The sequence below is a fragment of the Vibrio sp. 10N.286.49.C3 genome, assembly GCF_041469545.1.
Classification (GTDB): Bacteria; Pseudomonadota; Gammaproteobacteria; order Enterobacterales; family Vibrionaceae; genus Vibrio; species Vibrio tasmaniensis_A.
Genome location: NZ_JBFRKT010000047.1, coordinates 43,220 through 55,545 on the forward strand (window position 1 = coordinate 43,220; position 12,326 = coordinate 55,545).

The 12,326-nt window shown below is 45.6% G+C and carries 8 protein-coding genes; 3 read left to right on the forward strand and 5 right to left on the reverse strand.

Features of this window, described 5'->3' with window-relative positions; translation table 11 throughout:
- Positions 1 to 77: 77 nt before the first annotated feature.
- A complete protein-coding gene (locus tag AB4180_RS17685) occupies positions 78 to 2,657 on the forward strand; it encodes a TRAP transporter permease (RefSeq protein ID WP_009847836.1) in 2,580 nt (859 codons plus the stop codon).
- A gap of 107 nt (positions 2,658 to 2,764) precedes the next feature.
- Positions 2,765 to 3,202: a universal stress protein gene (locus AB4180_RS17690; RefSeq protein ID WP_029222921.1), complete on the forward strand. Its 438-nt coding sequence runs from the start codon at positions 2,765 to 2,767 to the stop codon at positions 3,200 to 3,202.
- Positions 3,203 to 3,295: 93 nt separating this feature from the next.
- On the opposite strand, the gene AB4180_RS17695 is transcribed toward AB4180_RS17690, so the two are convergent.
- From AB4180_RS17695 to rapA, 3 genes are all read right to left on the reverse strand, one after another.
- Positions 3,296 to 4,258, reverse strand: coding sequence for a D-2-hydroxyacid dehydrogenase (locus AB4180_RS17695; protein ID WP_102250499.1), 963 nt, complete (start codon positions 4,256 to 4,258; stop codon positions 3,296 to 3,298).
- Between the two features lie 34 nt (positions 4,259 to 4,292).
- Entirely contained in the window at positions 4,293 to 5,027 is a 735-nt protein-coding gene (locus AB4180_RS17700; protein WP_102250498.1) for a pseudouridine synthase, read from the reverse strand.
- A gap of 179 nt (positions 5,028 to 5,206) precedes the next feature.
- Complete coding sequence (rapA, locus tag AB4180_RS17705) at positions 5,207 to 8,116, reverse strand: RNA polymerase-associated protein RapA (RefSeq protein ID WP_102250497.1); 2,910 nt, start codon at positions 8,114 to 8,116, stop codon at positions 5,207 to 5,209.
- A gap of 418 nt (positions 8,117 to 8,534) precedes the next feature.
- Here rapA and AB4180_RS17710 point away from each other — a divergent pair, with 418 nt between their 5' ends.
- On the forward strand, positions 8,535 to 9,914 hold the full coding sequence (locus AB4180_RS17710) for a PhoH family protein (RefSeq protein ID WP_009847842.1): 1,380 nt from the start codon (positions 8,535 to 8,537) through the stop codon (positions 9,912 to 9,914).
- Between the two features lie 116 nt (positions 9,915 to 10,030).
- Here the strand turns inward: AB4180_RS17710 and tldD are convergent, their stop codons facing one another.
- Both tldD and AB4180_RS17720 read right to left on the reverse strand, forming a co-directional pair.
- Complete coding sequence (tldD, locus tag AB4180_RS17715; RefSeq protein WP_009847843.1) at positions 10,031 to 11,476, reverse strand: metalloprotease TldD; 1,446 nt, start codon at positions 11,474 to 11,476, stop codon at positions 10,031 to 10,033.
- Between the two features lie 19 nt (positions 11,477 to 11,495).
- Positions 11,496 to 12,308: a carbon-nitrogen hydrolase family protein gene (locus tag AB4180_RS17720; RefSeq protein WP_017098898.1), complete on the reverse strand. Its 813-nt coding sequence runs from the start codon at positions 12,306 to 12,308 to the stop codon at positions 11,496 to 11,498.
- Positions 12,309 to 12,326 lie beyond the last annotated feature (18 nt).

The window sequence follows — 12,326 nt, forward strand, 5'->3', positions numbered from 1 at the left end:
ACTACACTAGATAAGAAAGAAATCACGTTTAGTTGTTCGTAACAAAAGGCAGACCATCAATAATAAGGATAAAGTACATGACGCAGACAACATCACCGTCTCCAGATGTGCAAGAAATGGTGGCACAATCAGATACTGGTGCGCGTAGCCCTCGTGGTATCCAAGGCCGTATTTTATGGTTTGTGCCTCTATGTTGGTCACTGTTCCAACTTTGGTATGCATCTCCGCTGCCATTCATTTTTAACTTCGCAATTTTAAACGACACTGAAGCTCGAGCAATTCACCTTACGTTTGCTATTTTCCTAGCCTTTACCGCTTATCCAGCCATGAAGAATTCGCCTAGGGATCGCATCCCAGCCGTCGACTGGATATTAGCGCTTGTAGGTAGCTTTTCAGCTTCTTATATCTATATTTTCTATACTCAACTCGCTGAACGCTCGGGTGCACCAACAACATTCGATATTGTTGCGGCCGTATTCGGTATGGTTCTGCTGCTTGAGGCAACACGACGCGCTTTAGGTCCACCTCTTATGGTTGTGGCAGCAGTCTTCCTACTTTACACCTTTGGCGGTCCACACATGCCAGACGTTATCGCCCACAAAGGTGCGAGCCTGAACAAGGCAATGTCGCATCTGTGGTTAACAACAGAAGGTGTGTTCGGTGTTGCTCTTGGCGTATCAACGTCATTCGTATTCTTGTTCGTACTGTTTGGTGCAATGCTAGAGCGCGCGGGTGCAGGTGCTTACTTCATCAAAGTGGCATTCTCTCTGCTTGGCCACATGAAGGGCGGCCCAGCGAAAGCAGCCGTTGTAGCATCTGGTTTATCTGGTCTGGTATCAGGTTCTTCGATTGCTAACGTAGTTACCACAGGTACCTTTACTATCCCGCTAATGAAGCGTGTTGGTTTCCCGGGAACAAAAGCGGGTGCAGTAGAAGTCGCAGCTTCAACCAATGGTCAATTAACACCACCGATCATGGGTGCAGCAGCATTCTTGATGGTTGAGTACGTGGGCATCTCTTACGTAGAAGTAATCAAAGCAGCACTACTGCCCGCTCTGATCTCTTACATCGCCCTGATTTACATTGTTCACTTAGAGGCATGTAAAGCAGGTATGACGGGCTTACCTCGTCGTCACACACCAACTATAGTGCAAAGCCTACTCTCTTTCACTGGTACTATCTTAGGCCTATGTGTCATCAGTGCTGCGGTTTACTACGGTGTCGGCTGGACAAAAGATGTCTTTGGCGCTGCAGCCACACCAATTGTGACTGTTGCTCTATTAGTCTCTTATGTCGCTCTGGTTCGTGTTTCTGCTAAATACGCAGCTGAAGGTGGCATGGAAATCGACGAGAACCTAACAGAAGTACCTGATCCAGGCCCAACGATTAAGTCTGGCCTTCACTTCCTACTGCCTATCGTAGTTCTAGTTTGGTGTTTAACGGTTGAACGTTTCTCTCCAGGTCTATCGGCATTCTGGGCGACCGTGTTCATGATCTTCATTCTGATCACTCAGCGTCCTTTAATGACTCTGATGAACAAATCAGACGATCTTGCAGAGCAAACTAAAGCAGGTTTCGTCGATCTAGCAGAGAGCTTAGTTTCAGGCGCACGTAACATGATCGGTATCGGTGTAGCGACAGCTGCAGCAGGTACGGTTGTAGGCGTGGTAACGCTGACAGGTATCGGCCTTGTAATGACCGATTTCGTTGAGTTCATCTCAGGCGGTAGCATCATTCTAATGTTGTTATTCACTGCGGTAATCAGCTTGATCTTAGGTATGGGCTTGCCAACAACGGCGAACTACATCGTTGTATCAACATTGATGGCACCAGTAATTGTTACATTAGGTGCAGCGCACGGCTTGATCATCCCACTGATTGCGGTTCACTTATTCGTGTTCTACTTCGGTATTCTTGCGGACGATACACCTCCGGTAGGTTTGGCTGCATTTGCGGCCGCTGCGATTGCTAAATCAGACCCGATTCGTACCGGTATTCAAGGTTTTACCTACGATATCCGGACCGCGATATTGCCGTTCATGTTCATCTTCAACACCCAACTACTGTTGATGGGCATTGATTCTTGGTGGCACTTAGCACTGACGATTTTCTCTTCGGTTACTGCGGTACTTATCTTTGCAGCAGCGACACAAGGTTGGTGGTTCACTAAGAACAAGTGGTGGGAAACTATACTGCTTATCGTTCTGACCTTCTCTTTCTTCCGCCCTGGCTTCTGGTGGGACATGATTTATCCAGAGAAAGTTCTTTCACCTGGAGTTGAGATCGCTCAAATCACAGAAAATCTATCTGTGGGACAATCACTTGAATTGAGAGTCGGTGGCGAAAACTTAGAAGGTAACTATTCTGAGAAAACAGTTCGCCTTCCGTTTGAAGATTCTGCGACAACAAGTGAAGACCGCATTGCTTCAATGGGCCTAATGCTGACCCAAGCTGACGACAAGATGATTGTTGATATGGTTGAGTTTGGTAGCCCTGCTGAAGCTGCTGGCATTGACTTTGATTGGGAAATTAAATCCGTTATCCAAGATGCAGAACGACCAATGAAAGAGTGGGTATTCTTACCTGCCCTATTAATTTTGATTGGTTTAGCGATGAACCAAAGAAGGCGTGCTCGTAAGGATGAGATTAGCGCGTAATGGATAGAGCCAAATAGCGCTCTACTCTATTTGGCTTTTTTACTACATGGAAAAGATAATTACAGCGCTTGGTATGTACTCGGCGCTGCTCAAAAAGAGACGAATACATGTATAGACAAATCCTTGTTCCCGTTGATCTGAACGACAAAGGCTTTTCTGATAAAGCGGTCGAGCTAGCGGTATGGCACGCGAAACACAGTAATGCTGAGATCCACATTCTGAACGTATTACCGGGCATCCACATGTCGATGGTAGCGTCTTACTTTCCGAAAGATGCAGCAAACCAAATGAAGCTTGATGTTAAAAATCAGCTGAAAGAATTTGCTGATAAGCATATCGACGATGATGTGATCTATAAAGTTCACGTTGCCGAAGGCAAGACCTACACAACGATTCTTGATTGCGCAGAGAAACTAGGGGCAGATCTTATCGTGATGCCTAGTCATAAGCGTTCAAAAATCGACAAGGTTGTACTTGGTTCTGTTGCAAGCAAAGTGGTTCAGAACTCACCAATCAATGTATTGGTAGTTAAGCCGCAAGGCTAAATCACTTAATCGACACAACGATCTAAATCTAAAAAGGTTGGCCTAAAAGCCAACCTTTTTTTATTTTGTGCTTGCACCATTAAATACTTCCAATCAACTCACTAAGTTCTGCGGATTACCTGCAACAAACCCATCAATATTATCGATTAAGATATCAGACAGTTTTTGAATTGAACTGTCGCTGCCCCACGCCACATGTGGTGTTAGCAGTAAATTAGGTAAGTGGCTGTTAGCCAATAGTGGATTCGAATTATCTGCAGGTTCTTGTGTAAACACATCCATGCCCGCACCTGCAATCTCATTACTTTTCAAAGCTTCAACTAAGGCCTGCTCATCGACAAGTCCACCACGGCCAGCATTAATTAATACCGCACTTGATTTCATAATGGTTAGCTCTCGCTCTGAAATCAGATTTCGAGTCGCTTCAGTCAATGGACAATGTAAGCTGATCGCATCCGCTTGCTGTAACACCGTATCAAAAGGTAGATACCCTTCTCGACAAGAATCTGCCCCTTTACGCTCAGTAAAGATGACATTCATACCAATCGCTTTTGCTAATATCGCGGTCGCTTGCCCTAAGCTACCACTCCCTATTAAGCCCAATGTACTGCCTGCAACATCTTGAATCGGATGAGTAAAGAAACAGAATTGTTTGTCCTTTTGCCACTCGCCTGTCTCGATATCTTGATGATAACCAACGAGGTTTCGCTTTAGCGTAAATAGCATCGCGATAACATGTTCAGGTACCGATTGAGTCGCGTAGCCTTGCACGTTTGTCACCGCTATGTTGTTACTCTTGCAGTAGCCAACATCGACATTGTTCACACCCGTTGCTGAAACCGCGATCAGCTTCAGTTGTTGTACTTGAGCTAAATTATCAGCGTTGAGCACAACCTTATTGGTGATAACAACATCAGCGCCTTCAATTCGTTCAGACACTTGCTCTGGCGAAGTGAAATCATACTCAACCCATTGATGTTCAAAGCTAAAAGGTTTTAAATGTATTTGAGATGGGATGGTGGCTCGGTCGAGAAAGACCACTTTCAACTTCGGCATTGTACGTCCTTGAATTTATGTCAATTGAGTCATTCTAAGCTTTTAGCTTACTGTAGTCTGGAAGCTCTGGCGCAATTTCAAAGTGCTGTTCGATTTGTGGTGAAGCTTGAGGATAAAAATCACATGGCACGAAGGCTTTGAAAAGCTGATTATTAGCCGGATGATAAAAACTCAGTTCACATGCGTGTAAAGCTAACCTATCGCTATAATTAAACGCATCTTGTGTTGCATAAAACTCGTCGCCCACAATTGGATTCCCTAGTTCCATGCAGTGAACACGCAACTGATGAGAGCGACCAGTGATCGGCAGCAATTTCAATAAGGTCGTTTGAGGCTCTTGTTGCTCCACGATATATCGAGTCTGAGATGGTTTACCATCCTCGAAACACACTTTCTGCTTGGGGCGATTCGTCCAATCGCAAATAAGAGGAAGGTCAATCAAACCTGCCTTGTCTTCCATTGAACCCCACACTCGTGCGTAATAAAGTTTGTGTGTCAGTCGATATTGAAATTGCTTCTTCAAATGCCGCTCAGCCTGTTTGTGTTTAGCGAGCAACATCAAACCCGATGTCGACATATCCAACCGATGCACAACTTGAACCTCCGGAAATTCGACAACCAACCGGCTCCACATACTGTCGTAGTGCTCTGACAGCCTCCCCGGCACCGAAAGTAGGCCTGCTGGCTTGTTCACCACAAGAATATCATCATCTTGATAGACAATATCAGTCCACGGTTCTCGTGGTGGTGTGTACTGTTCTAACGCCATTAGAGCCTCTAACTACTAAGGAAGTTTTGATTTTTTACTTCATTTCGCGATTGATCACTCGATAGGAATATAGTCGAGCGCTAAGCTTTAACCAAGCTACAGTTTAACCAAACTACAGATACAAATAAGGCCTTCATGATGAAGGCCTTATTTCGTCAAAGCATTTAGTTAATTAAAAACTAGTTGTGAGAAACCACAATCAAACGTAGCGAATCAAGCTGAACCTGAGCTTTGCTGATGTAACCTGTCAGTTCATTGATTTGAGCTTCGATAACCTCTAGCTCTTCATCACGAATGTTAGGGTTAACCGCTTTAAGCGCTTGTAGGCGTTCTAACTCACCGTTCAAGTTAGTTTGCATATCTTTCTGAGCTTGCTGACGAACTTCTTCAACCTTCGGCAGTACATGCGTCTCACCTGCTTCGATTAGTTTGTGAATCTCACCTTGTACCGAGTTTACTAGCTTGCTCGCTAAATGACGGTTTACCGGGCTTAGTTGACGGTTAAAGCTATCGAATTCAACCTGTGCAGATAAATCGTTACCACGACCATCCATCATCAAGCGAATCGGCGTCTTAGGCAGGAACTGGCTGATACCGCTGCGCTTTGGCGCTTGTGCATCAACAAGGTAAACCAACTCAAGCAGAATTGTACCCACTGGCAGCGCTTTGTTCTTCAGTAGAGATACCGCAGACGCACCCACACCTTCACTCAATAGCAGATCAATACCGCCCTGAATCATTGGGTGTTCCCAGCTGATGAAGTTCATGTCTTCACGAGAAAGCGCTGTTTCACGGTCAAACGTAATCGTTGCACCTTCATAAGGTAAGCCTGGGTAGCTTGGCACCATCATGTGTTCAGAAGGTGTCACGACTAACGCATTTTCACCCTTGTCATCTTGGTTCAGACCAATGGTATCAAACAGGCTCAGAGCGAAAGAAACTAGGTTAGTATCACCATCGGTAGAAGCAATTTTCTCTGCAATCTCATGGGCTTTATCGCCACCATTTGAATGCATCTCTAATAGGCGATCTCGGCCTTTTTCTAGATCCGATTTCAGGCTTTGATTGAGCTTCGCTGATTCTTCAATGACTTCATCAAGCTGCTCGGTGTTACCAGAAGCCAGCATTTCAATCAGTACATCAGAATACTTATCGTAAACTGTACGACCAGTAGGACAAGTCTCTGCGAATGCATTCAGACCTTCATCGAACCAACGCGCTAGAATCGCTTGTGATGTGCCTTTTAGGTAAGGGACATGAATGTCGATATCTCGAAGCTGACCGATACGGTCCAAACGACCAATACGTTGTTCAAGCAAATCCGGGTTGAACGGTAGATCAAACATCACTAATTGGTTAGCAAACTGGAAGTTACGACCTTCAGAGCCGATTTCGCTACAGATAAGCACCTGAGCACCGCCCTCTTCTTGAGCAAAGTAAGCCGCAGCTTTATCACGCTCTAGAATCGACATGCCTTCGTGGAATACTGTTGCACGCACACCTTCACGCTCACGCAGTGCTTGTTCTAATTGCAAAGCAGTACTTGCTCGAGAAGCAATCACTAGGATCTTTTCGCTGCGCTTGTCTTGGATTTTTTCAATCAACCAGTTCACACGTGAATCGAACTGCCACCAGCTTGAATCTTCACCTTCAAATTCTTGGAAGATCTCTTCTGGATACAACATCTTCATCGCTCGAGCTTCTGGTGCCATCTTGCCACCGATCATGCCCGATACACGCATCGAGGTTGTGTACTGCGTTGGAATGTCCATCGGCAGTAGGTTTACATTACGCTTAGGGAAGCCTTTGATTGCAGCACGTGTATTTCTAAAAAGAACACGGCCAGTACCATGGCGATCCATAAGGTTATCAATAAGTTCTTGGCGAGCTAACGCTTGCTCTTCTTCGCTGCTATCACCTTCGATAACACGGAACAGTGGCTCAACATCTTGCTCAGACAGAAGTTCTGTAATTTGGTTCTTCGCGCTGTTTTCAAGCTTCACGCCAGAGAACAATGCCGTTACAGCATCAGCAACTGGCGCATATTGGTCTTCTTCTTCAACGAATGCTTCGTAATCGTAGAAGCGATCAGGATCAAGCAGACGCAGACGCGCAAAGTGACTCTCACGACCAAGCTGTTCAGGGGTCGCTGTCAGTAGCAATACACCAGACGTGTTTTCAGCTAATCCTTCAACCACTTGGTATTCGCGGCTCGGTTTGTCTTGGCTCCACTCAAGGTGGTGCGCTTCATCGACAACCAACAAATCCCATTCACCTTCAAGTGCTTGCTCGTAGCGCTTACGGCTCTTGCGTAGGAAATCCAAAGAACACAGAACGTATTGCTGTGTATCGAATGGATTATCTGATTCTGCGAAAGATTCTATGCAACGCTCTTCATCAAAGATAGAGAAGTGCAGGTTGAAACGGCGCATCATCTCTACTAACCACTGGTGTTGTAGAGTTTCAGGAACCACAATCAGAATACGTTCAGCACGGCCAGACAACACCTGCTGGTGGATAATCATACCCGCTTCTATGGTTTTACCTAGGCCAACTTCATCAGCCAGTAAAACGCGTGGAGCGTGACGACGACCGACTTCATGAGCAATGTAAAGCTGATGAGGGATAAGACCTGCACGCATACCACACAAGCCGCGCATTGGGCTCTTATGTTGTTGGTATTGGTTGCTTAAAGCACGGTAGCGCAACACAAAGTTATCCATACGGTCGATTTGACCTGCGTACAGCTTATCTTGTGGCTTGTTAAAGCGGATCTGGTTACTTAAAAAGATTTCACGCAGAGTCACCTCTGTCTCTTGAGTATCTTCACGAGTACCCAAATAAGTCAGTAGCCCTTTATCTTCGATAACTTCTTCAACAGATAAAGACCAACCTTCTTGGCATTCGATGACATCGCCTACATTGAACGCCACTCGGGTTACGGGAGCATCTGTGCGTGCATAGACGCGGTTTTCTTCTGACGCAGCAAACATTACTGTTACTGTGCGAGCATCCATTGCTACAACGGTACCTAAACCTAAATCGCTCTCCGTATCGCTTATCCAGCGTTGCCCCAAAGCAAATGTCATGAATCGACTACCTCAATCTTATAGTTGGAATTTGGTCTTTCTAACTGCAATTTCAAACAAGAACGTTATTGCTCTTGAACTAAAAATATAGCCAAAATGCCTAGTTTGCAGCCACTTTTTAAGTGCGCTCTTAATAATAAATATCTTGAGAAAATGGTGCAGAAAAAGGTCGCTAATCTTACTCGATGCTGTGATTTAGGTCACGCCTAAAGGAGACGATTTCATACTTTTTTTCTGTTTTCATAAGTGCAATCAAACTGTCAAAAAATCATGGTTATTCTATGGAGAGCAGAATGCAGCTCTCAAATGAAGTTTAGGTGAGTTGTTGACTATCACTAGAATCAGATACTAACCTTTATATGAGCTTAATCTACGTTCAATGAATGCAAGGCAAGCCGCACGTCGGCAAGGAGATGCTATGGGCGAGACCAACCGGAAGCTATTTGTTTTAGACACCAATATCCTACTTCACGAACCCTTCGCTATATTTTCTTTCCAAGAGCACGATGTCGTTATCCCAATGACAGTGCTAGAAGAACTCGACAGAATCAAAGACAGTAAAAGAGATGTTGCTCGAGATGCGAGAATTGCGATTCGAACGCTCGAAGACTTATTCAGGGAAGCCACACCAGACCAAATATCGGAAGGCATCCCTTTTTCTAAAGACATAAACGCATCTGGCAGTATTTCAATACTCGCTGACTACGAACTTCAAGAAAGCATCAAAGCCTTCGCCGATGACAAAGCTGGCGATAACCGAATCCTCAACGCAGTCCTCTATCTTCAAAATAAACGCGCGCCACGCGAAGTGGTTCTTATCACCAAAGACATCAACATGCGTTTACGAGCCAAAGGTGCCGGTGTCCGTTTTGTTGAAGACTATCAAACCGACCAATTGATTGATGATATCCAATACCTCACCAAAGGCTTCCAACAACTGGAAGGCTCATTTTGGGATGGTATCGATAATGTCGAGAGCAGAAGTTTAGGCGGAAAGACGCTGCACACCTTAGCAAGAGCGCCGTTCGAGCCAACCTTTCTCAACCAGTATGTGATTGACGAAGAAAGTGACTTTGCCGCTCGAGTCGAAGAGATTGAAACTGAAAGCATTACACTAAGAGACCTCAGTCGCGAAAGACTAATGAATCGCAGAGCATGGGACATCACACCCAAAAACGTATACCAAGGTATGGCGATCGATGCCCTGCTCGACCCTGATATTGATCTGGTGATTCTCACTGGCGCTGCGGGGAGTGGTAAGACACTGTTAGCCATGGCAGCTGCACTTGAACAAACTATTGAACGTAAACAGTTCGATAAGATCATCGTAACCCGAAACACACCTGATATAGGTGAGTCGATAGGGTTTCTTCCGGGTACAGAGGAAGAGAAGATGTTGCCTTGGTTAGCTGCAGTGACTGATACACTGGAAGCGCTGCACAAGAACGATCACTGCACAGAAGGCTCGATGAAGTACATCTGTGATAAAGCCAACATCCAGTTCAAATCGATTAACTTTATGCGTGGCCGTTCAATTCAGAATGCATTTGTGCTTTTGGATGAGTGTCAGAACCTTACCGCTTCACAAATCAAAACCATCATCACCCGTTGTGGTGAAGGGACCAAGATCGTCTGCTCAGGAAACCTAGCGCAGATAGATTCTTCCTACCTAACTCCTGTGACCTCGGGGCTCACCTACATGGTTGAGCGTTTTAAAAACTTCGAAGGCAGTGCCAACATCCACCTCAATGGTGTGGTGCGTAGCCGACTGGCTGAGTTCGCGGAAGAGAACATGTAGACTCTGCGCGCTCACTGAACCAGTAACCTATAAACAAAAAGCGCCTCACAATAGAGGCGCTTTCAATCTATTTTATGACGAGAGGTTTTGAAATTAACTCGTGCTGCTGACCTGAATTACTCAGTACCACCGACGGTTAGCGAGTCTAGCTTCAATGTTGGCTGACCAACACCCACTGGCACACTTTGACCAGCCTTACCACATACACCAACACCACGGTCAATGCTTAGGTCATTACCGACCATAGACACCTGCTGCATTGCTTCGATACCAGAACCGATCAGCGTCGCGCCCTTCACTGGGTGAGTGATCTTGCCGTTTTCAATCATGTACGCTTCAGAAGCTGAGAACACAAACTTACCTGATGTGATATCAACCTGACCGCCACCGAAGTTCGGTGCGTAGATGCCTTTCTCAACCGTTGCAATGATCTCTTCCGGTGTGTGTTCGCCGGGCAGCATGTATGTATTCGTCATACGTGGCATTGGAAGATGCGCGTAAGACTCACGACGACCATTACCTGTCGGCGCGACACCCATTAGACGAGCGTTTAGCTTATCTTGCATGTAACCTTTTAGGATGCCGTTTTCGATTAGCGTATTGTACTGACCATTAACACCCTCATCATCAACGTTCAATGAACCACGTAGATCTGTTAATGTGCCGTCATCAACAATCGTACATAGGCTTGATGTAACTTGCTCGCCGATTTTGCCAGAAAATACTGAAGACTCTTTACGGTTGAAATCACCTTCTAAACCGTGGCCTACCGCTTCATGCAGTAGAACACCCGGCCAACCAGAACCAAGAACCACAGGCATTGCACCAGCAGGCGCAGCAACCGCTTCAAGGTTAACTAATGCTTGGCGAATGGCTTCATCAGCGAATTGGTAAGCAACTTGAGAACCGTTAGCATCACTTAAGAAGAAATCGTAACCAAAACGACCACCTCCACCGGCACTGCCACGTTCACGACGATCGCCTTTCTGTGCAAGTACGCTAATTGATAGACGAACCAACGGGCGAATATCACCAGCGAAAGTACCATCAGTTGCCGCAACGAGCATCTGTTCATGTACACCACTTAGGCTCACCGATACTTCAGTTACCATCGGTTCTTTAGTGCGAATGTAAGCATCAAGCGCTTTAAGTAATTCTGTCTTTTGCTGCTTTTCCCAGCTTGCTAGCGGGTTAACTGCATCATAGTAAGCTTGGTTAGAGTTACGTTTGAAAGCTTGTACCTTACCGTTTTGCCCTTGCTTAGCGATGCCGCGAGCCGCGATTGCACTCTGTTTAAGGCCATCCAATTGGATTTGGTCAGAGTAAGCAAAACCGGTTTTTTCACCAGATACCGCTCGTACACCAAGACCACAATCGATATTGAAAGAGCCGTCTTTAATAATGCTGTCTTCTAGCACTAAAGATTCATGCCAGCTTGACTGAAAGTAGATATCAGCATAATCAATTTGGCGGGTAGCAATGCTCGCCAATGTATCTGCGATATTTTGCTCCGTCAGCCCTGTTGGGTTCAGTAGCGCTTCTTCAATTTGATTGATGCTCATAAATGGCTCTTATTTGTAATTAAAATTGATTGGTAAATCGAGAATGCTGCGCGATTGGCATATTTTGCCTGATTGATTCGCAACTGGATGTGTCTATCTCAACCACCATACTTTTAGGATCTTGGTCTAGCTGTGCAACCACTCGCCCCCATGGATCAACCACCATTGAGTGTCCCCATGTTTCTCTTTGGCAAGGGTGATTTCCGCCTTGCCCTACCGCGATAATCCACGATTGCGTTTCGATCGCGCGGCATCTTAATAATGCTTCCCAGTGAGCTTGCCCTGTTACTGCGGTAAAAGCTGCCGGTACCACTATGATTTGTGCACCTTGCTTGCGTAACTCTGAATACAAGTGCGGAAAGCGCACATCATAACAAATACTCAAACCTAAGCGACCAAAAGGCGTTTCCGTTGTTACCACTCGGTCACCGGGCGTGAAAATATCCGATTCTCGATAGCACTTATGTGCATCAGCAACATCCACATCAAACATGTGTAACTTATCGTAATGGGCCACTAGACAACCAAAATCATCAATCACCAAGGTTGTGGTAGTCACGCCTTTAGCTGTGCTTATCGGCATACTGCCAATAACAATCCAAATTCGGTAAAGCTTTGCTAGCTCAGAGACTTTCTTTTGCAGTGGGCCATCATTTAGAGGCTCAGCATACTGGTGATAGTCGGCTTTACTGCCAAAGACTAACGCGTTTTCAGGGCACACAACCCACTTAGCCCCCAACTCTTTGCACTTTGCTACTTCTTGAGCAAGATAATCAAAGTTCAAGTCAGGGCGAGGGCCTGATGTCATTTGAATCAACCCAACACAATCCATGTGTATCGCTCCTCCATT

Bases quoted from the DNA above. Each gene is read 5' to 3' on its own strand.
- AB4180_RS17720 (WP_017098898.1), bottom strand. From the start codon at position 12,308: ATGGATTGTGTTGGGTTGATTCAAATGACATCAGGCCCTCGCCCTGAC.
- tldD (WP_009847843.1), bottom strand. From the start codon at position 11,476: ATGAGCATCAATCAAATTGAAGAAGCGCTACTGAACCCAACAGGGCTG.
- rapA (WP_102250497.1), bottom strand. From the start codon at position 8,116: ATGACATTTGCTTTGGGGCAACGCTGGATAAGCGATACGGAGAGCGAT.
- AB4180_RS17695 (WP_102250499.1), bottom strand. From the start codon at position 4,258: ATGCCGAAGTTGAAAGTGGTCTTTCTCGACCGAGCCACCATCCCATCT.
- AB4180_RS17685 (WP_009847836.1), top strand. From the start codon at position 78: ATGACGCAGACAACATCACCGTCTCCAGATGTGCAAGAAATGGTGGCA.
- AB4180_RS17690 (WP_029222921.1), top strand. From the start codon at position 2,765: ATGTATAGACAAATCCTTGTTCCCGTTGATCTGAACGACAAAGGCTTT.
- AB4180_RS17700 (WP_102250498.1), bottom strand. From the start codon at position 5,027: ATGGCGTTAGAACAGTACACACCACCACGAGAACCGTGGACTGATATT.
- AB4180_RS17710 (WP_009847842.1), top strand. From the start codon at position 8,535: ATGGGCGAGACCAACCGGAAGCTATTTGTTTTAGACACCAATATCCTA.